13 protein-coding genes, 1 tRNA gene and 4 rRNA genes are annotated in these 21317 nt (G+C 40.9%); 2 read left to right on the top strand and 16 right to left on the bottom strand.

The window, feature by feature from the left end; translation table 11 throughout:
* Window positions 1-6: 6 nt before the first annotated feature.
* From HUE98_RS10255 to HUE98_RS10265, 3 genes are all read right to left on the bottom strand, one after another.
* Entirely contained in the window at window positions 7-1101 is a 1095-nt protein-coding gene (locus tag HUE98_RS10255) for a BTAD domain-containing putative transcriptional regulator (protein ID WP_241420558.1), read from the bottom strand.
* Window positions 1102-1382: 281 nt separating this feature from the next.
* Window positions 1383-2696 (bottom strand): polysaccharide deacetylase family protein, encoded by a 1314-nt coding sequence (locus HUE98_RS10260; RefSeq protein WP_241420559.1) that lies wholly within the window; start codon window positions 2694-2696, stop codon window positions 1383-1385.
* Window positions 2686-3444 (bottom strand): coiled-coil domain-containing protein, encoded by a 759-nt coding sequence (locus tag HUE98_RS10265; RefSeq protein ID WP_241420560.1) that lies wholly within the window; start codon window positions 3442-3444, stop codon window positions 2686-2688. The genes HUE98_RS10260 and HUE98_RS10265 overlap by 11 nt, the downstream gene beginning before the upstream one ends.
* A gap of 270 nt (window positions 3445-3714) precedes the next feature.
* Between HUE98_RS10265 and HUE98_RS10270 the strand changes: the two genes are divergently transcribed.
* Complete coding sequence (locus HUE98_RS10270; protein ID WP_241420561.1) at window positions 3715-4200, top strand: spore coat protein; 486 nt, start codon at window positions 3715-3717, stop codon at window positions 4198-4200.
* A gap of 128 nt (window positions 4201-4328) precedes the next feature.
* On the opposite strand, the gene rrf (HUE98_RS10275) is transcribed toward HUE98_RS10270, so the two are convergent.
* The 12 genes from rrf (HUE98_RS10275) to bshC all read right to left on the bottom strand — a co-directional run bounded on the left by rrf (HUE98_RS10275) (window position 4329) and on the right by bshC (window position 18129).
* Window positions 4329-4445, bottom strand: a 5S ribosomal RNA gene (gene rrf, locus HUE98_RS10275).
* 485 nt (window positions 4446-4930) lie between these two features.
* Window positions 4931-5047 (bottom strand): 5S ribosomal RNA (rrf, locus tag HUE98_RS10280).
* A 129-nt stretch (window positions 5048-5176) separates the two neighbouring features.
* Window positions 5177-8381, bottom strand: a 23S ribosomal RNA gene (locus HUE98_RS10285).
* Between the two features lie 325 nt (window positions 8382-8706).
* Window positions 8707-10240: ribosomal RNA gene (locus HUE98_RS10290) — 16S ribosomal RNA — on the bottom strand.
* Together the 16S, 23S and 5S rRNA genes form the textbook arrangement of a ribosomal RNA operon.
* 411 nt (window positions 10241-10651) lie before the next feature.
* Window positions 10652-11749 carry an amino acid ABC transporter ATP-binding protein gene (locus tag HUE98_RS10295; protein WP_277623664.1) on the bottom strand — a complete coding sequence of 366 codons (1098 nt, stop codon included), beginning with the start codon at window positions 11747-11749 and terminating at the stop codon, window positions 10652-10654.
* Window positions 11706-12641 (bottom strand): amino acid ABC transporter permease, encoded by a 936-nt coding sequence (locus tag HUE98_RS10300; RefSeq protein ID WP_241420562.1) that lies wholly within the window; start codon window positions 12639-12641, stop codon window positions 11706-11708. Before HUE98_RS10300 ends, HUE98_RS10295 begins: the two co-directional genes overlap by 44 nt.
* 12 nt (window positions 12642-12653) lie before the next feature.
* Window positions 12654-13430 carry a transporter substrate-binding domain-containing protein gene (locus tag HUE98_RS10305; protein WP_241420563.1) on the bottom strand — a complete coding sequence of 259 codons (777 nt, stop codon included), beginning with the start codon at window positions 13428-13430 and terminating at the stop codon, window positions 12654-12656.
* 264 nt (window positions 13431-13694) lie between these two features.
* Window positions 13695-13771: transfer RNA gene (locus tag HUE98_RS10310), tRNA-Pro, on the bottom strand.
* Between the two features lie 80 nt (window positions 13772-13851).
* Entirely contained in the window at window positions 13852-14421 is a 570-nt protein-coding gene (locus HUE98_RS10315; protein WP_241420564.1) for a tetratricopeptide repeat protein, read from the bottom strand.
* 244 nt (window positions 14422-14665) lie between these two features.
* Window positions 14666-15781 carry an N-acetyl-alpha-D-glucosaminyl L-malate synthase BshA gene (gene bshA / locus HUE98_RS10320; protein WP_241420565.1) on the bottom strand — a complete coding sequence of 372 codons (1116 nt, stop codon included), beginning with the start codon at window positions 15779-15781 and terminating at the stop codon, window positions 14666-14668.
* Window positions 15782-16486: a bacillithiol biosynthesis deacetylase BshB1 gene (gene bshB1, locus HUE98_RS10325; RefSeq protein ID WP_241420566.1), complete on the bottom strand. Its 705-nt coding sequence runs from the start codon at window positions 16484-16486 to the stop codon at window positions 15782-15784.
* Window positions 16487-16509: 23 nt separating this feature from the next.
* Complete coding sequence (gene bshC, locus HUE98_RS10330; RefSeq protein WP_241420567.1) at window positions 16510-18129, bottom strand: bacillithiol biosynthesis cysteine-adding enzyme BshC; 1620 nt, start codon at window positions 18127-18129, stop codon at window positions 16510-16512.
* A gap of 328 nt (window positions 18130-18457) precedes the next feature.
* Here bshC and rlmD point away from each other — a divergent pair, with 328 nt between their 5' ends.
* Window positions 18458-19831, top strand: coding sequence for a 23S rRNA (uracil(1939)-C(5))-methyltransferase RlmD (gene rlmD / locus HUE98_RS10335; RefSeq protein WP_241420568.1), 1374 nt, complete (start codon window positions 18458-18460; stop codon window positions 19829-19831).
* Window positions 19832-20044: 213 nt separating this feature from the next.
* On the opposite strand, the gene HUE98_RS10340 is transcribed toward rlmD, so the two are convergent.
* Window positions 20045-21295 (bottom strand): IS110 family RNA-guided transposase, encoded by a 1251-nt coding sequence (locus HUE98_RS10340; protein ID WP_241420569.1) that lies wholly within the window; start codon window positions 21293-21295, stop codon window positions 20045-20047.
* Window positions 21296-21317: the final 22 nt, after the last annotated feature.

A 21317-nucleotide genomic window follows, 5' to 3' on the forward strand; every position in this document is an offset into this window, starting at 1 on the left:
CTAAATTTATATTTTTTCCATTATTTTTTTTAATTGATCGTCTGGCCTAAGGCCCAAATCCTTCCTCAGAATTCTTTCATACTCCCGGTAATGCTTCAATACACTGGCCCTTCTATTGGTCAGTATATACAGGTTAATGAGTGATTTTGATACTTTTTCATTGTATGGGTTTTTCTTAAATGCCTTTAATAAAAGCTCCTCCGCTGGAATAAATCTTTCGCTGCGTATATAAATCTCTGCCAGCTCTAAAACAATATTAAAATAATACTTCGATAATCTTTCCCGCTCCGCCTCAACCCATACTCCCCAGTAATCCCCCTCTAAATAATCACCTCTATATAGTGCTTCTGTTTGCTCCAACATTTCCAAATCCCTGTTCTCATTCCGTATGCTTTGAATGAACTGCGTTCTGTCTATCTCTATTTCACCTAATTTAAGTTTATATTTTCCTTCAATAGTAATGCGTTTTCTTTCAACTCCATAGTCCTGGAGTGTTTTTCTGATATAATAAATACAGTTGTGAAGTTGATGTACAGCTCTGTTAATAACGATATCTGTCCATAGTGCCTCTAAAATCTCATCTTTTGTTATTTCCAGGTCTGCATGTTGAAGCAGAAAAGCAAAAAGCTCTTTGGTCTTTCGTGAGCGAAACTTTATTGGCTCCTGTCCCTCCCATCCTGCCTCAAACCTTCCAAAGGTTATAATCTTAAATTTTTTTTCAGTACACTGCAGTTTTTCCCTGCAATTCTTACGAATAATCCTTTGTATGGTTTTGTCAAGTCGTTCTTTTGAAAAAGGCTTCATTATATAATCCAAGGCATGAAGCTCAAAAGCCTCTACTGCATACTGGTCATAAGCAGTAACAAAAATAATATCCGTCAAAGGACACAATTCAACTATTTTTGAAGCAATAACCACTTTACATATTGGTACATTGATATCCATAAAAACCGCCTGCGGCTTCAATAATTGTATATTTTTTATTACTTTTGGCGAATTTTTATAAATACCTACTATTTCAATTAAAGGATACTTCTGAAGCAAATATTCAAGCTTTCTCAGAGCAGGCTTTTCGTCATATATTAAGATTACTTTTATCACGTTTTTTTGATTCACCTCTTTACTACTTTCCAAAGGTATATAGTTATTTACAATTATGTCTTGGGGTCTATATTGTATGTCCATGCTCATTTTGAAAATTTTTATGTTCCTTTATGTTCCTCTTCATGAATTATTTAATTTTGATAAAATATTCTACAATTTCTAACATAATCCTTTTCTTTTCTTCAAATTAAATCAAATAAAAAACTTTGTTCCACATTATGTGAACAAAGCTGAAAAAGGATGTATAAACTAACATTATAATTAAAAAATCCAATAAATTACTTTAATACTGCAAATTCCAGGTTACTTTGTTTCAGGATTTCTATAATATCTGGTAGTGATTGTACCATTAAACTGTTTTCGTGTAATACATAAACTCCCCCAGAAGGTTCTGATTCTAGAAAATATTGAATCATATTATCCTTACCGTTTAATTTCCAGTCTTTTGGGTCACGGTTCCACATCATTACCTTCATTTGTTGATTTGCAATCTCTTCCAATAAGATATCATCCAACAATCCGTATGGAGGCCTAAAAAGTGTTATAGGAACTTCTGTAAGACTCGATAATAATGTATTAGTTTCAACTATTTCTTTTATTTTATCAACAGGCAATAAACTTGTAAGATTACTATGGCTCCAGGAATGATTTCCCACGGACATACCATTTGATACAGCATACTTAACATTTTCAGGATACATTGCAGAATTCTTTCCCAAAAAGAAAAATGTTGCACCTACCCCCTGTTCTACCAGGATATCAACAATATCTCGTGTGTACTTAGATGGCCCATCATCAAAGGTTAGCGCAACATATCCTTCCGGAACACAATATTCAAATCGCTTTTCCATTTCCAGATATACGAAATCATTCTTTTTTTCTCTAGTTGATGCCTTATTATCACCAACTACATCTGTTTTTGGATTTTCTGGTTGGTACTCTTCTAACTCATAGTCCACAGATACTCTTTCCGCAGTTGAAATGATTTCCTCTCCACTGACAGAGGAGCTGTTAAAATAATGTAAACCATCACTAGCATTAACTGAGTGTATGAAAAAGAAAATTGCTAATACTCCCGCCTGCATCAATATTTGAAGAGATTTGGAAACCATAATGTGACTGGTGCCATTTCTTTTTACCTTAGATATGTTGTTATTGACTGGAACATCTTTAGTTTCTTGAGGTACATTTTCTGGAATCTTGATTTCATTTATAGAAACAATTTGTTGAATATTTTGTATTCCTTGGAGTTTATAAAGTATATCATGAAATTCAGGGGAACATCTAAGATAATTGGACTCTCTTTTTTCTCCCATTATCTTAGTAATTGTAATAAAATGCTGCTGCCGAAATGGATCCCATCTACTGTATAAAGAAAGTCTATATCTACAATTCTGCTGAAATTTAACAACCTCATTTAGTTGTGTATAAGTTTGCTCATCTATACTGAGCTCAATAGGATAACAATCTTGTTGAAAGATTATACATCCAATGATTGACAAAGAAAAACTACTATTGCTTAAAGCCCGTATCTCTAACAGTTTTTCAAAAAAAAACTTATTTTCCTCTATTGAAAGCTGTTCAGTTTTCATAATTGCTTTTTTGACCTGGTATTTTCTCAAAGGACATTGACATTCGGTCTGTAAAATCATTTATCATACTTAACAAATATTTATTTTCTTTGCGAATATTTTCAAATGCTTTTGACAGATTATTGTTTTCCGACTCAAGTTGGATAATTGTTTCATCTCGTTTCTTCAGTTTCATTATTAGATTTAAACTTTCTTTTTCATATTGTTCTTTGTACTTTAAATATTTTTGCTGTTCAATATCAATAGTTTTATGTAGTTCCTTGATTTCATTAGACATATTTGATTGGTTTTCTCTAATTTCTTCCATTAAACTATCTATTTTAATATTTTTATCAGATATTTTTGATTCTAATAAGTTAATCTCTTTGCCTTTTTGTGCTAAAATTCCCTTAACTAAGGTGATTTCTTTATTAATTACTAAATTTTGATTCTGAGAATGCGAAAGCCGAACCTGGATTTCCTCTAAGTTTTGCTGGGTAAACTGCCGTGCACGTAATATTTGGTTTACGGCATTAACCAGGTCTAAATTTGCTTTATCCATATTATCATTTAAGGGAAAGCAGTTAAGAGAGTCTTCTTTCTTTTCATTTTCCTCCTCATGATCTTGATCGGATGAGACCGAGACTACATCTTCCTCTTTTGATTCCATTGATATTGGGTTCGAAATATTAACTTCATCTAAAACACCAATATTTCTTCCAATGTTTTTAATCTTTTCCATAATTTTAAGCGCCATTTCTTTCACCACCTAATAATTATTTACCTCCACTTAGCTTTTAAGAATTACCCTCTCTGGATAAAAACAATCGTTTGTAAAACAAAAGTTTATCAGATTGTTCTCCCAAATTTCTCCCAAAACTCCCCCCAAAACAGTAATAGCGACAAAAAATGCAAAACTATTGGTTTGTATCTACCGACATTTCATATTTTTTTTTCACAAATCCTATTTCATTATTGTATAAAACTGCCCTTACTGAAAAAACTAAATGCAAATAACAAGGGATAGGATGTGTTAACTTTGACAGTACAACTTACGCAAAAGGAGAAACTACTTTTACAAGACCAAAAAACCCACGAAGAAATATGTATACAAAAGTATAAAAGTTATGCCAACCAGGCTTCAGACCCTCAATTAAAACAACTATTTAACTCTTATGCTCAGCAAGAACAGCAGCACTTAGACACAGTAAACCAAATGCTCAAGGGACAGGTTCCTGACGTGAATCAGCAGCAGAACCAAATAGAAGGGCAGCAGCAAAACCAGCCGCAAGAACATCAAATAGACCCCACTATGAACAAATCTGATAGACAGAAAGATGCTGCCCTTTGTAACGACTTACTTATGACCGAAAAATATGTATCAGATACTTACAATACTGCTATCTTTGAGTTTCAAGACACCAAGATGCGTCAGGCTCTTAATCATATTCAAAAGGAAGAACAACAGCATGGGGAGGGTATTTCTAATTACATGATAAACAATGGAATGTACGATCCTCAATAAGTAAGGGGAACAAATTTTTGTTCCCCTTACCTTTGCGGTTATGGATTTTTCCTTTTTAGGCACGTCAACTAAAGAAAAAAATAAAGGACCCTTTTTACATTATGTAAAGGGTCCTTTATTAAAATTAATTCCGGCGAAGACCTACTCTCTCGGGGACTCGCGTCCCAAGTACCATCGGCGCTGGAGGGCTTAACTTCCGTGTTCGAGATGGGAACGGGTGTGGCCCCTCCGCTATCTTCACCAGAAAAGGTTGTCTTTGAATAAATTTCGTTCACACGATTTTGTAATGGAACTAATGTTTACCTTATAGAGAGCTCGTCAGTGGAATGAATCCGTGTTCACACGATTTTCAATCGAACTGTTCACACAGATTCATTCCACTGACTTGCAGCTTATAAGGAATCTGTACTTACTTCTGATTTTTAAATCGAACTGTTCACTTGATTCTTCCGCAGACTTGCAGCTTAAACAATATGACTTTGATAGTAATGCTCATGTCTGAATTTCGGGGACAGTTTACTTAATTACTGAATTTCGGGGACAGTTTACTTAATTATTTGGGAATTTCGGAGAAATTTCGGGGACAGCTTACGATTACAGAAGTGAAAAGCCCAGAATTCCTTCCATAAGGCAAACAAGTTTTTATAGTAAGAGCTCTGGCTGAAACGTAAACAGCGAAAATAAAAAAAGAACCCTTACGTAATTGTAAGGATCCTCTTTTTAAAATTAATTCCGGCGAAGACCTACTCTCCCGGGGACTCGCGTCCCAAGTACCATCGGCGCTGGAGGGCTTAACTTCCGTGTTCGAGATGGGAACGGGTGTGGCCCCTCCGCTATCTTCACCAGAAAAGGTTGTCTTTGAATAAATTCCGTTCACACGATTTTCAATCGAATTGTTCACGATAATTTATTCTGCAGACTTAATATATTGAAAGAGTTGTTCTCTCAAAACTGTACAGCGGAAACAAATTTTTTAAAGGTCAAGTCCTCGACCTATTAGTACCGGTCCGCTGAAAGCATTACTGCTCTTACACTTCCGGCCTATCAACCAGGTCTTCTTCCTGGGGTCTTATTCCTTTTACGGATGGGAAACCTTATCTTGGAGAAGGCTTCGCGCTTAGATGCTTTCAGCGCTTATCCCTCCCGGACTTGGCTACTCAGCTATGCCCTTGGCAGAACAACTGATACACCAGCGGTCCGTCCATCCCGGTCCTCTCGTACTAGGGACAGACCTCCTCAAGTTTCCTACGCCCACGACAGATAGGGACCGAACTGTCTCACGACGTTCTGAACCCAGCTCACGTACCGCTTTAATGGGCGAACAGCCCAACCCTTGGGACCTACTACAGCCCCAGGATGCGATGAGCCGACATCGAGGTGCCAAACCTCCCCGTCGATGTGGACTCTTGGGGGAGATAAGCCTGTTATCCCCGGGGTAGCTTTTATCCGTTGAGCGATGGCCCTACCACTAAGAACCACCGGATCACTAAGCCCGACTTTCGTCCCTGTTCGACCCGTCGGTCTCACAGTTAAGCTCCCTTATGCCTTTATACTCTACGCGCGATTCCCAACCGCGCTGAGGGAACCTTTGGACGCCTCCGTTACATTTTGGGAGGCGACCGCCCCAGTCAAACTGCCCGCCTGACACTGTCCCTAGACCGGATTCACGGCCAAAGGTTAGAATTCCAATACTGAAAGGGTGGTATCCCAACAGTGGCTCCATGCAGGCTGGCGCCCACATATCGATGCCTCCCACCTATCCTGTACATCCAGTACCAAAATCCAATATCAGGTTGCAGTAAAGCTCCACGGGGTCTTTCCGTCTTGTCGTGGGTAACCTGTATCTTCACAGGTATTACAATTTCACCGGGTCCCTTGTTGAGACAGCGCCCAAGTCGTTACGCCTTTCGTGCGGGTCGGAACTTACCCGACAAGGAATTTCGCTACCTTAGGACCGTTATAGTTACGGCCGCCGTTTACTGGGGCTTGAGTTCAGAGCTTCGCAAGTTCCGAAAAACTCACTAACCCTTCCCCTTAACCTTCCAGCACCGGGCAGGCGTCAGCCCCTATACTTCGTCTTACGACTTAGCAGAGACCTGTGTTTTTGGTAAACAGTCGCTTGGGCCTATTCTCTGCGACCCCTTCAGGCTAAAGGAGCAAGTCCTCTCACCCTAATGGGGCACCCCTTCTCCCTAAGTTACGGGGTTAGTTTGCCGAGTTCCTTAACAAGGGTTCTCCCGCGCGCCTTAGGATCCTCTCCTCGCCTACCTGTGTCGGTTTGCGGTACGGGCACCTTTTATCCTGACTAGAGGCTTTTCTCGGCAGTGTGGGTTCAGCCAGTTCGCTACTTAAATTTCGCTCCCCATCGCGCCTCGGATCAACACAGGGACGGATTTGCCTATCCCTGCTACCTACACGCTTAGACGCACTCAACCAACGGTGCGCTGTACCTACCCTCCTGCGTCACCCCTTCGCTATTAACGGATAAAGGTGGCACTGGAATATCCACCAGTTGTCCATCGCCTACGCCTTTCGGCCTCGGCTTAGGTCCCGGCTTACCCTGAGCGGACGAACCTTCCTCAGGAAACCTTAGGCTTGCGGCGGGCGAGATTCTCACTCGCCTTTTCGTTACTCATACCGGCATTCTCACTTCCATATACTCCACTACTCCTTACGGTATAGCTTCTATGCGTATGGAACGCTCCCCTACCCCTACTGGAGGTTAGAAGTTAGATGTTGGAGGTTAGATCTTTCGCCAGGTTTGTATCAGCTCACTTTAGCTGCTTTCCCAATATATCGTATTCTTGGCGATATTTAATGGGATACTGACGGCTGAACGTCTAATTTGACTGCTCAACTCATACCTCTAATCTTTTTCCAATTTCCAACCTCTAACTTCTAACCTCCAATAAGCCGTAGCTTCGGTATCAGGCTTAGCCCCGTTACATTTTCGGCGCAGAATCACTTGACCAGTGAGCTATTACGCACTCTTTGAATGGTGGCTGCTTCTAAGCCAACATCCTGGTTGTCTGGGCAATTCCACATCCTTTTCCACTTAGCCTGAATTTAGGGACCTTAGCTGACGGTCTGGGCTGTTTCCCTCTTGACTATGAAACTTATCTCACATAGTCTGACTCCCAAGAAACAAATCTGCGGCATTCGGAGTTTGACTGAGATCGGTAACCTTGTAGGGCCCCTAGCCCAATCAGTGCTCTACCTCCGCGATTCTTTTATCTTGAGGCTAGCCCTAAAGCTATTTCGGGGAGAACCAGCTATTTCCGAGTTCGATTAGCATTTCACCACTACCCACAGCTCATCCCCCAATTTTTCAACATTGGTGGGTGCGGGCCTCCACTCGCGTTTAAACGAGCTTCACCCTGGCCATGGGTAGATCACTCGGTTTCGGGTCTACGACCAGCAACTAATAGTCGCCCTATTAAGACTCGCTTTCGCTGCGGCTTCGGCACTGAGTGCCTTAACCTTGCTGCTGATCGTAACTCACCGGCCCGTTCTACAAAAAGTACGCCATCACCCTTGGAGTAAACTCCAATAGGGCTCTGACCGCTTGTAAGCATACGGTTTCAGGTTCTATTTCACTCCCCTTCCGGGGTGCTTTTCACCTTTCCCTCACGGTACTGCTCCGCTATCGGTTGCCAGGTAGTATTTAGCCTTGGGAGGTGGGCCTCCCTGATTCACACGGGGTAACACGTGTCCCGCGCTACTCGGGTAATCGCTTGAGGAGCCTTGAGCTTTTCGTCTACAGGGCTTTCACCTTCTGTGGCTCTACTTTCCAGTAGATTCGACTAAACTCAAGGTTTTTGACTCCTCTGAATGGCTGCCGCCAGTCAAAAAGCAATCCCCACAACCCCTATACCGCAACTCCGGCAGGATTTAACACGGTACAGGTTTGGGCTCTTCCCCCTTCGCTCGCCGCTACTAAGGGAATCACTATTGTTTTCTTTTCCTCCGGGTACTAAGATGTTTCAGTTCCCCGGGTCTCACCAGCTGGGGTTAATGGTTTTGGCCCCAGCTTAATGCGGCTTTACCGCATTAGGTTGCCCCATTCGGGAACCTTCGGATTATCGCCTGCTTGCGGCTACCCGAAGGTTATCGCAGCTCGCTGCGCCCTTCTTCGTCTCCTGGCACCTAGGCATCCACCGTACGCTCTTTCTAACTTGACTTTACTTAAATCTTCGTTTCCGCTGTTCAGTTTTCAAAGAACAATAATGCTATTTACTTACTATAAAACTTTTTCATTTCAGGGTTCTGTTGTTCCCTGAAAACTAAGCAGGACTCACTATTTTGTTACACACACCTAGCTGATTCCGGGGTTACCGGAACGCTAAGGATTTTGGAGAGAGAGTAATGTTTTTACTCATATCTCCCTTTAACTATACCCTAAACGTCGTTGTCAGGTTTAGTTCTTTAAACTCTGGCCCGTTTTCACGGTAGTATCATAAACGGTGTAACCGTTTATTGGCTGTGCCAGGGTTTGATTATCCTTAGAAAGGAGGTGATCCAGCCGCACCTTCCGATACGGCTACCTTGTTACGACTTCACCCCAATCACCTACCCCACCTTCGACGGCTGCTTCCGTAAACGGTTAGCTCCACCGGCTTCGGGTGTTGCAGACTTTCGTGGTGTGACGGGCGGTGTGTACAAGGCCCGGGAACGTATTCACCGCGGCATGCTGATCCACGATTACTAGCGATTCCGACTTCATGCAGGCGAATTGCAGCCTGCAATCCGAACTGAGACCTGCTTTATAGGATTAGCTCCAGGTCACCCCTTCGCAACCCGTTGTACAGGCCATTGTAGCACGTGTGTAGCCCAGGACATAAAGGGCATAATGATTTGACGTCATCCCCACCTTCCTCCGGTTTGTCACCGGCAGTCTCCCTAGAGTGCCCATCTTTACATGCTGGCAACTAAGGACAAGGGTTGCGCTCGTTGCGGGACTTAACCCAACATCTCACGACACGAGCTGACGACAACCATGCACCACCTGTATACCCGTCCCCGAAGGGAAACAATTAGTTTCCTAGCTGCGTCAGGTATATGTCAAGTCCTGGTAAGGTTCTTCGCGTTGCTTCGAATTAAACCACATGCTCCACCGCTTGTGCGGGCCCCCGTCAATTCCTTTGAGTTTCAACCTTGCGGCCGTACTCCCCAGGCGGGGTACTTAATGTGTTAACTGCGGCACAGAAGGTATCTAAACCCCCTACACCTAGTACCCATCGTTTACGGCGTGGACTACCAGGGTATCTAATCCTGTTTGCTCCCCACGCTTTCGCGCCTCAGCGTCAGTTACAGGCCAGAGAGTCGCCTTCGCCACTGGTGTTCCTCCCGATATCTACGCATGTCACCGCTACACCGGGAATTCCACTCTCCTCTCCTGCACTCAAGTTAAGAAGTTTCAACTGCAGGTCCAGGGTTAAGCCCTGGGTTTTCACAGCTGACTTTCTTAACCGCCTACACGCCCTTTACGCCCAGTAATTCCGGACAACGCTCGCCCCCTACGTTTTACCGCGGCTGCTGGCACGTAGTTAGCCGGGGCTTCCTCCAGGGGTACCGTCTTTTGGTCTTCCCCCTTGACAGAGCTTTACAACCCGAAGGCCGTCATCGCTCACGCGGCGTCGCTGCGTCAGGGTTGCCCCCATTGCGCAATATTCCCCACTGCTGCCTCCCGTAGGAGTCTGGGCCGTGTCTCAGTCCCAGTGTGGCCGTACACCCTCTCAGGCCGGCTACCCATCGGAGCCTTGGTGAGCCGTTACCTCACCAACTAGCTAATGGGACGCGGGCCCATCCAAGAGCGATAAATCCTTTCCTATAATGGAGATGCCTCCTTTATAGGGTATCCGGTATTAGCAGTCCTTTCGAACTGTTATCCCAGTCTCTTGGGCAGGTTGCCCACGTGTTACTCACCCGTTCGCCACTAGGTAACAGCTTCTGGCAAGCCAGATGCTGCACCCCGTTCGACTTGCATGTGTTAGGCACGCCGCCAGCGTTCGTCCTGAGCCAGGATCAAACTCTCCAGTTATTATTGAACCTCTTACCCGAAGGTCTTAGAGGATTTTAACCAGTTCGTCTGCCTTTGCTTCGTAACGCTGACCTTTTGTCCGTGATAAGAACTATTTATCCCTACCAATTTTGAATCGGTCGTTATTAGGAATTGAAAGGGATTTATTAATGATTCATCAATAAATCGCCTTCTTGGCTTAAAAACTTTTTGACTCATGATTTATAAAAAAACCAGAGTCTAGTGAGTCCTGTTTAGTTTTCAAAGAACACGTCCTTTTTTTCGGACAAGAGTTATAATAACACGGTAACATTTTATTGTCAAGCTTTAATGGAAAATTACTAAGACTTTGCTCAATTGTAATTCTTCTTTCTTAACCTCTATTAGACATAATTCAAGATTACCAACAGATACTATGTTTGTCCTACATTATTAAAGATAAGTTCTTGAGTTATGTGGAATCATTTTTACTTCCATAGTTAAAAGGTTTTGTTCAGCTAACCTTTGCTCTTCTATGTTTTTTGCCAGGTTATTAATAATTGCCCGGCTTATATCATCGGCTTTTGATCTAGCTGTTAATGGATTTATTAACTCGCCAGAGCTCCTTAGTGTAAGCATAATTTTATCTGATATCTCCGAATAATCAAGCATTAGGGTTAAAGGGGGCTCAAAAAGAAAAATTAGCTCTTCCGTAAGCAGCATAGTATTGTGTACAATTTTAGGAAGCAAATATTTCTCGCAAAATTGTTTTATCTCCCCATTCATTCCATAAAAATCAAAATCCTTATTTTTAATCTCATACTCGAATTTTCTAATTCTGTTTATAAATATTTTTGTTTTTTCTTTTTTGGGATTATTAAATATTTCCTGTGATGGTCCATCTTCATATATAAGACCTTCATCCATATAGAAGATTCTGCTGGAAACATTACGGGCAAATTCCATCTCATGTGTTACAATAGCCATTGTCATTCCGTCTTTAGCTAAACGGCGGACAACCCCTAATACTTCACTTACCATAGTGGGGTCAAGGGCTGATGTAGGCTCATCAAACAGCATTATTTCCGGATCCATTGCCAGACCCCTGGCAATGGCCACTCTCTGCTTTTGTCCACCGGAAAGCTCATCAGGAAAACTATCTACTTTTTCTGAGAGACCTACCTTTTTTAGAAGTTCGCAAGCATTTTCACCCGCTTCTTCCTTACTTTTTCCAAGCAACTTAACAGGGCCGATGGTCAAGTTTTCCAGCACTGAAAGATGAGCGAATAAATTAAAAGATTGGAATACCATCCCCATTTTTTGACGTAATTTTGGCGCATTAGCACCTTTTGCTAAAATATCTTCACCATCAATTTCAATACTGCCGCTATCAGGTACCTCTAAAAGGTTAAGGCAGCGCAAAAGTGTGCTTTTACCTGTTCCTGATGGACCGATTATGGAAATTACCTCACCCTTTTCTATTTCGCAATTTATATCCTTTAAGACCTCAAGCTCTCCAAACTTTTTTGAAAGATGGGTAACTTTTATCACTTTTGCTCACCTTCCTTCTTTTAGATTTTGGATCAGTTTGTAAGGAGATATAGTCCAGCGAAAGAGTTAATAACCAAGACACTACAAAGTATAGTATCGCTACCATAACCAGCGGAAAGAATGCATCATAGGTCCGGCTGCGGATAATATCACTTGCTTTGGTTAAATCCTGCACTGCAATATAACCCACAACTGAGGTCATTTTGACCATGGAGATAAACTCCCCTTTGTAAACGGGAAGCACCTGTTGAATCGCCTGGGGCATAATAATATATAAAAAAGTCTGAAACTTATTAAACCCTCCGGCAATTCCTGCCTCATATTGTCCTTTATCTATGCCTTCAATAGACGTTCTAAACATTTCCGATACGTAAGCGGCAAAGTTCATGCCAAAGGCGATAATTGACACCAAAACAGCACTAATATTTACGGATGCAAATACTACATAAAATATCAACATCAGAAGAACCAGCACCGGCATTCCTCGCAAAATGGATATGTATATCCTGGCCAAAATAATAAGAACCTTCTGCTTTGACATGCGCATTAAACAAATAAGTCCACCAAGGAGAGTTCCAAAAAGACATGCTAAGACGGAAATGATAATCGTAGTTTTTAGACCATTGATAATAAGTAAATATCTGTTCTCAAAAATAATATTTTTATAAATTCCGTCTTTAATACCTGAAAAAAACAAAAGGGTAACCATAGGATATGAAATTTTCGGCTCAAGAATAATTTCACCCATAGCCATAAGTAATTGTTCGTTGCCTTTATTGACTGCAATAGCTGTATCCCCATAAGCCAATTGTTCAGGTGAATGCCAGACTTTAGGAGTAAAAAATAACGTGAATAAAATTATAGTCAATAAGAGAATTATTATTTTTTTCATTAAATCAGTTACCTATTCCCTAACTAATGCAGCAATACCACCGACGTAATAGGGTTCGCTGAACAATACACTTTTAGCTCTTTCTTCGGTAATTGTAATACAAGCACCAATCATATCAACTTTTCCAGACGTAAGTGCTGGTATTAAACCACCAAAATCCAGATTCATAATTTCTAAATCCATTTCAAGTCGTTGTGCAATATACATGGCAAGCTCAATATCAAAACCCACTTCTTTTTGTGAACCGTCAATAAAAGAAAAAGGTTCGGTTATGGCAGCTGTTCCATACTTTAAAGTTCCTTTTGTGCCGGTCAACTCAATTTCCGGCATAGGGGCAGGGTCACCTGTTTCAGGCAGCCAGCGGCTCATCATATCATCATAAGTCCCATCTGCTTTGAGTTCTGAAACAACCTCATCAATCACTTTTTTCAGTTCTTCATTGGTAAGCTCTACTGCAAAACCATAATTATCATATGTAATCATATCTGGCAAAACTTTAAGCCCAGAATTTTTTGCAGCTATATTTTTTAAAATAGGCTCATCGTAAGCAGCTGCATCCGCTTTTTCCGATTTTACGGCTAAAGCACAATCAAGAACGGTGTTATAATACTGAAATTCAGCATTTGGAAATTTTGATAGTACCAATTCATCGGCTACCGTACCTGTTGGAACCGCAAATATTTTACTTTCCAATTGCGAAAGATCTGTAATTACTTCTTTCTCACCACAACCTGCAAGCAAAACGAGTAACAGCATCAACATAAGGCCTGTACATAATGTTCTTTTCATAAAATGAACCCCCTAAATATATTTTTGTTAATAAATTATTACACAAAATTATCATATCAGTTATTACCTATTTTATCTATCCTAAATTACCGATTGAAGTAAAATATTTGGACTCATGCAATGAAGAGATCTTCTCGCTTAGATATAAATTTTTGCCACCTTAATTATTAAATGATAGCAGGACAAACTAATAAGCAGCACCAACAAAAGGGTTTCTGTTATACTTGGCATATAACAGAAACCCTTTAATAATCAATAATATTATGGTCGGAGCGAGAGGATTTGAACCTCCGACCTCTTGACCCCCAGTCAAGCGCGCTACCAAGCTGCGCCACGCCCCGATATATTTGCTACAATAGGTAATATAACATATTTAGCTTATAAAATCAACCTCTTTCAAAAAGGTATTTTATATAGGTATTTATCCATTTTTTTCTTTTAGACTTATTCTAGTTAAAGCTGCTAATGCATAGTTCTTCACTCTCTCATCAGCGGAAGATTCTATTATTTCTAAGCAAATATGTTTTGCTTCTTCAAATAAATAACTATCCTCATATGCTTGCATCAGAGCCAAAATTACTTGGTGTGATCCAGGTGTTATTGCCTTTGCCTGTTCTAGATAAAATATTGCCCTCTTGTTATCACCTGTTTTTCTATAAACCGCGCCTAAATTTTTTAAAGCAAAAAAATTATCTGGTTCTAATGCTAAGGCTTGAAGCAAAACATTAATCGCTTTTTCATATAAGTCCTTTTTATAATATGAAAAACCTAATGCAACAACTGCATTTGTTATAAAAGGATTTAAGTCTACACATTTTTCAAGTATCAAAATTGATTCTTTGTAATTACCCATTTCACTATAACAGATACCTAAATTATATAATGCTTCTATATTCTCGGGGTCATTTTCTAAAATAAAAAGTAGAATTTTCTCTCCTTCTATGTAGTTTCCATTCTCAAGCTCTTGAACAGCAAAGTCAATTTCCCTCATCTGCTTTACTCCTTACAATAATTGATTTTAAAGAATGAATACAAAAATATTATTTTTTTTTCGCTTTTTCTCTTTTTTTAGGGTATAAGACCCCCACCTCTAAGCGTTAACGTAAGTGGGGATCTTAATCAGGTGGAGTAAAGTCTTCACCTGATTCCCCGATTTTAAAGCTTGCTAAAACCAGTTCCCTAAGAGGTTAAGAAAATTCAGCAGCATAAAGTAAGTATTCCATTCTTAACATAGTTTACAGTACTGTTCTGTACAATTCTTCGTACTGTTCAATTATTACAGATGAATCAAACATCGCTACGGCTCTTTTTCTGGCCTGATATGAAAATCTATGGCAGACTTCAGACCGGGTAAAAATTTCAAGACAGCCCTCGGCCATTCCCTCAACATCTCCAACCGGATAAAGCAGTCCTGTTTCTCCGTGATTAATCACTTCAGGGATTCCTCCAACCCGGGAAGCCACCACAGGCACCCCGCAGGACATGGCCTCCAGAATTGCCAACCCGAAGCTTTCTTTTTCAGACGGCATCAATAAAACATCAGCTCCCTGAAGTACTTCCAAGATTTCATCGTGATTTCCTAAGAAATGAACCTTGTCTTTTATCCCTAGCTCTTCTGTCAACATGGAAGCCTCATCCCGATCCGGGCCATCTCCTACCATAAACAACCGGGCAGGTAATTCCTGATGAACCTTATAAAATATTTTAATGACATCAAAAACCCTTTTAACAGATCGAAAGTTGGAAATATGAAGAAGGATCTTTTCTTTCCCTTTTCGATAATGTAAGAGGCACCGGTTTTTGTCTCCTGGTTTATACAGAGCAGTATCTACAAAATTATAAATAACCTGTGGTTCACCACACTCTGGAAAAAATTTAACAGTTTCTTCTTTCAGGCTGTGAGAAACTGCAGTCACCGCATCGCTCTGATTAATGCTGAAGGCGGTGATCTCTCGAAAAGAAGAATCGCTCCCCACCAGGGTAATATCTGTGCCGTGCAGGGTAGTTACAACCTTTAATGTAATATTTGCTACGATCTGGCGGGCCAGATAGGCACATAGAGAGTGAGGAATGGCATAATGGGCATGAAGTATATCCAGACCTACCTCTCTGCTTATGGACACAATTTTGTTAACCAGGGCTAAGACATAAGGGTTGTGCTGAAAAAGAGGATAATCTAAAGCTCCTACTTCATGAAAAAAAATTTGGGGATGATATCCCTGAAGTCGGAAGGGTTTCTGGTAACTGATAAAATGAATTTCATGCCCCTTTTCTGCTAAAGATTTTCCAAGTTCCGTAGCCACCACACCACTTCCACCGTGGGTGGGGTAACAGAGCATTCCTATTTTCACTTACTTTCCCTCCCCTAAAAATAAATCCGGTAAAGATACCTTGCCTTCAGGAACCAGGCCTTCCGCATAAGGAGCTTTAATAAAAGACCCAAAAAACTGGTCTCTGCTTTTTAGATATTGAATAAATAACGGGGAATTAACCTCAGTTTCCACCCTGAATTCTGAAGGAAGAGCAAACTGACTATAATGGCAGGCAATTGCCTGCCATTTTTTATCCACCTGACTGCTGATATCAATTAACAGCGTTGGATTTGCAGTTTTACCTAAAAAATAATAGAATATTTTAGAAGGACGATACGCCTTTCCCTCAGCCGGGTATTTTAATAGGCCAGAAAGGTGACAGGCTTCTTTTACCAGCAGAGAACCATTTATATGATCAGGATGATTGTCTTCATAATATGGACATAGGACGATTCTTGGCCTAAATTTTCTTATTAGTTCAATCACTATTTTTTTAGATTTATCATCGCTTTTTATAAAAGCATCGGGAAGATTTGCACATTCTCTCACCTCTGCTCCCAATACCCGGGCTGCCTCTTTCCCCTCCCGAGCCCTCTCCTCCGGAGTTCCATGACTGGCTCTCTCCCCTTGAGTAAGGTCCACAATTCCACAGCGGAAACCCTTTGCGGTATGAACGGCAATAGTCCCCCCAATTCCAATTTCCACATCATCAGGGTGAGCTCCAAAAGCCAGTATATCTAACATATATTCACCTCATAAAATATATTTTAAGTTAAGCGATAGAAATGATGACCTTCTTTTAAAGGAAATTCCTTTACAAGTTTATCCCAAAAAGCCGGACCGTATTTGATAATATAGGGAAAAATATTATAAATCCTTTCCTGAAGCTCGTTTACCGGATAACAGGCATTCTCCAGTTTATAGAAATGACCCAGCGCAACTTCATGCTTTTCCTTCAATTCCTCCTGAGCCTTTCCCCGAAGGTAAGCAATATCTTTTAATACAATATTCCGGTTAGTATCCGTCAAGCTTCCAAGTTGACTGTTTATATGCTTAAGTTGTTCTTTAATTGTCTCGTACTCCCTTTCCACTGTTTTTTCCAGGGATTCAAACAGTCCAGAAATACTTATCTCCTCTTTTTCTTCCAAATAGCTTAACCGGGCCTTATTAATATTAAAAAGCTCCTTTTCTGTTAAAGAGTACTTTTTTAGATACCGCACCATGCGTGGTTCTATCAGAGTAACTGAGGGTCTTGGGTAAAGAACCGGAGGCTTTAATTTAAATAGCGAGTAAAGGGGCATCAACTGGCCAAAATAAGATATCTCCCCAGGACCACAAACCTGCATTACCGTTGGCAGAAGCATTTCCTGAAGCAGCGGCCGCGTAATTACATTAGGACTGTACTTCTCTGGATGCTTAATTATACTTTCCGTCGTTTCTTGAACCGTGCCTAGATCTGCTCCCTGTCGAGTGACCACCCGTCCGTTCTTCTCAAAAAGAGCGACTCTACCTTTTTCTCTCAAACCAAAAAGGTTAATCTGACTTCCTTCTCTTTTTACCTGAAGATGATATCCCAATGCTTGAATTATCTTTTCCTGCTTATCTAAAACATCTGCCACTTTTCCCCTGTGAACGCAGAAAGAGGAAAGCAATGAACCAGTTCTATCTCTTATCCCTTTCAACAGTGGGTTAAAAAGAATCAGTCCCTGTTTTGCAAAAAGCCAGGCCATAAGACGACCAAACCAACGGGTAAGACTATCGCTTTTTCGAGCGCTATTTTGAAGCAGCATTAAAACTGAATCCCTGAATTCTGTAGGAGAAATATGTTCCTCCAACTGAACTATCAATTGTAAAAAACGGGTAAATTCTATTGGTAGATATTCAACAGGAAGATATCCGTTTTCCCCTCCGGGCAGAGTTATTTCTTCAACTCCTCCGTCCAATCCCTGTAGATGAATGTGATTCACTTCTCGAAAATCATGATCTTCAGAGGCAATCCAAAAAACCGGTACCGTAGAAAGGCCCTTTTCATTTAGTCGTTCCACCAATTTTACCGCTGTAATTGCCTTATAAACAGTATACAAAGGACCGGTAAAAATACCGGCCTGCTGTCCTGTGGCTACAACTACAGTTTGGGGGTCTTTGAGTTTTTCAATGTTTTCTAAAGTCTCAGCGGAAGCTTCCAAAGAAATGTTGTATTTAATTAAATCCTGGACCAGTGCCTGCCGATTTTCCTCAGGAAAATTATCTGTCAACCAGGAATACTTGTCCTCAATGTCATCAAAATGTTTATAATGACTTAAATAAAGCTCTTTGATTCCATCTGCTTCGTCCCGATAATCTAAAAATAAACTGGGATAATGCCTTTCTTCTTGTTCTCGCTTCAATTTTATCCAACCCTTCGTTCAAACTACCTGAAATGCCGTATGATTTATACAGACAAACTATGTAATTATACATTAGAGAAACTAATTATTTCTCCAACAAATCTTGTTTAATTATCACAAAGAGAAATGTCACCTACAGTTTTAAAGAATTACATAACTACCCAAATATTGTATCACAAAAATAAATGCTTTGTGTTAATTTTACCAATAAAGGAAAAAGAAATAAAGTACTGAACAAATTCCACTGGAAAAAGGTTATAATATATAAGAACAGCAATAACAAGCATTCGATTAATATAAACAGTTATCCAACTTGGAGGAAACAATAGTGAAACGAAGTGTACCTGTAACCATTGCCCAACAGTTGGAAATAGATATTACCGGTTTAAATCATTTTGGAGAAGGAGTGGGCCGATACCAGGGCTTTACCCTATTTATTCCTGGAGGAATTCCGGGAGACCGCCTGTTGGTAGAAATAATATCCATACAAAAAAATTACGCCCGAGCCCTTTTGCAATCAGTGATAAATTCCTCTCCCTTTAGGATTAACCCTACCTGCACATTTTATCCGGAATGCGGTGGCTGTCAGCTGCAGCATATCAGTTACCCCGCACAATTAAAACTAAAAACACAATTGGTAAAAGAAACTTTATCTCGGATTGGTTCCATAGACCCCGATATTGTCAAAGAAACAAAAGGTATGAAAAACCCCTGGAACTATCGCAATAAGGCCCAGTATCCCGTAAGATTACAAAAAAGCATGGCGGTTACAGGATTTTTTGCCCCCAGAAGCCACAATCTTATAGCAATTGACCGCTGTAAAATTCAATGCAATTCCACTGAAATAATAACGGAAACCATAATAGGAATAATGAATCAAAAAAATATTTCTGCTTATAATGAAAAAACCGGACGGGGACTTATTCGTCACGTCCTGGTCCGGGAATCCTTTTATAATGGAGAAGTTATGGTTGTGCTGGTGACCAACGGTGAAACCATCCCACAAGAAAAGGAGCTGGTAAAAGCGCTTAAACAGCGAGTCCCTAATCTGGTATCTATAGTACAAAACATTAACACCCGCCGAGACAATATTATTTTAGGAAAAAAGGAAAAAGTTATTTTTGGAAAAGACCATATAATAGAGTCAGTTGGAAACTTTAAATTTAAGATTTCCCCGGGTTCCTTTTTTCAGGTAAATCCTAAGCAGGCTAAAGTGTTATACGATACAGTACTTGAATATGCCGGTTTAACCGGTATAGAAGTGATCTTTGACCTTTACTGTGGTACCGGATCCATAGCCCTTTATCTGGCGCCCAACTCTGCCTGGGTCTATGGTATTGAAATGGTTCCCCAGGCGGCACAAGATGCCCAGGAAAATGCTCAGCTCAATCAGGTACAAAATTCTGAGTTTTTTGTGGGAAAAGCTGAGGAATATATGCCTAAACTGATGAAAAAGGGGGTTATTCCAGATACAGTTGTGGTTGATCCACCTCGGAAGGGATGCCACAGGGATTTACTGCAGTCAATCCTGGAAGCAGAGCCCAGAAAAATTATCTATGTTTCTTGCAACCCATCCACCCTGGCCCGTGATCTTGCAATCCTTACTGAGAAAAACATATACCGTATTGCTGAAGTCCAGCCTATTGACATGTTTCCCCACACTTATCACGTGGAAACCTTGGTCTTAATGTCGAAAAAGTAAGACAATTACAGCGTTGAAATACTAATACAAATAACAGACAGCAATAGAGCAGCGGTGTGATGTCAAGTAGTTAACTGGAAATTATTTAAGAAATTCACTGTTGTTAAGGGGGTGCTTGCTCAAAAAAGGCATCACTTAACTAAGCCACCCAAATTAACAGTACTAAAATTACATTAACGGTAAATTATGGGTGGATGGAATCGCAGCTAATCTTTATAATATTTCTTGTTGGTTTCCTCCTCTCGGTTGGTAGAGTTGGTTCGTCTTTAGCAGATGAAAGACCAACCGTACCAGTTTACGTGCTGTAAGAGCAAGGGCCCGTTTATGGGCGAACTGTTTCGGCTCTGCCTTTTTCTTGGCATAATACTCTGCAAAAACAGGGTCGTGCACCCGAACACTGTTAGCCGCCTCCATTAAGTAATATCGCAAATAGCGGTTACCAGAGTGAATTAGCCGTGTTTGGCTGGCCGTAAAGTTTCCCGATTGATTCTCAGTCCAGGCAATGCCAGCATGCTTAGCCAACTGCTTATGGCTGGCAAACTGGTGGATGTCACCAATTTCAGCCAAGATACCAGAAGAAAAGATAGGACCGATCCCCGGGACAGAATCTAGAGTTTGAGGAATCGTTTTTAAATGGTCTTCGATAGCCTTTTTTATAGACTTAATCTGTTCCTGAATTGTCCGAATGACCCGAATACTGGAGGCCATAGCCAGGTTAACAGAATCAGCCATAGCCTTAGATAATCGGTAAGAAGAACGAGCTGCTTTCTGTAATTCCTTAGCCACAGATTGAGGATCATCAAATCGATTTTTACCATGCTGGATTAAAAATTCCACCAGCTGGTCCACAGAGATTTCTGCTAAAGTTTCTGAGGATTCAAACTCCTCCATGACGGCCAAAGAAGTTGCCGACAGCTTGTTTTCAAAAACAAGCGTGTAATCGCTGCATTTTAAATACAGGTTGGTCATAAGGAAATTACTTTCTCTTACCAGTGCCTTCATGAGATGGTACCTGGTCCGGGTCAGCCGCTGCAGTGCCATCATCGGTTCACTCCAGGTGAAGGGATGAGGTAAGTGGCCGGACCGAACCTTGGCGGCAATATACCAGGCATCCAACCGGTCATTTTTAGGGGCGGAAAGGAAATGAGACTTTTTATACTCCTTAATTAGACTGGGGTTAAACATATAGACTTTAACATTAGAGCACCCAAAATCTAAATGCCGATGTAAGTATATGGCGGCGTGAGTCGAGTAGCAGCCGGTATGTTCCAGTCCAAAACGAATTTCATCAAAACTATGCTTATCTACCAGCTGATTAATCCGTTTCTGCAGCTCCATGATACCGGGTCGGTTATTTAGAACAGTAAAGCGGCATAAAGCTCGTTTCTCTTCTTCATCGGTTAAACAGCATACTACATTTTCCTTGCTGCTTACATCAATACCGACAAACAAAGGTATAGTCATCGTCGTTTTCACCTCCTTAGAA

It is taken from the genome of Candidatus Contubernalis alkalaceticus, assembly GCF_022558445.1.
GTDB classification, from domain to species: Bacteria; Bacillota; Dethiobacteria; order SKNC01; family SKNC01; genus Contubernalis; species Contubernalis alkaliaceticus.